Annotated in this window: 1 protein-coding gene; it reads left to right on the plus strand. The window is 65.4% G+C overall.

Features of this window, described 5'->3' with window-relative positions:
* Positions 1-89: 89 nt before the first annotated feature.
* Positions 90-263: winged helix-turn-helix domain-containing protein (locus tag SB822_RS58075; protein WP_410859238.1), on the plus strand; the 174-nt coding region annotated here is incomplete at its 3' end.

Raw genomic sequence — 263 nt, forward strand, 5'->3', positions numbered from 1 at the left:
GGCTAGCGTAGCCTTCAGCCTCCGAGGGGCGCAGCACCGGTCGCTATAATGATCTGCTGTTCCCGATCATTCACTGACCGCTCCTCGCCATGGCACCCGAGCTCAACGATCCGTCTCACGAACCGCTGGAAGTCGGCGGTTCGGTCTGGTTCCAGGCGGGCGCCAATACGCTCGGCGGCGCGTCGCGAATCGCGCTTCTCGCGGCGATCGGCGAAACCGGCTCCATCACCAGCGCGGCGAAGGCCGTCGGCATGAGCTACAAG

This window comes from Paraburkholderia sp. SIMBA_054 (assembly GCF_046534875.1).
GTDB lineage: Bacteria > Pseudomonadota > Gammaproteobacteria > Burkholderiales > Burkholderiaceae > Paraburkholderia > Paraburkholderia hospita.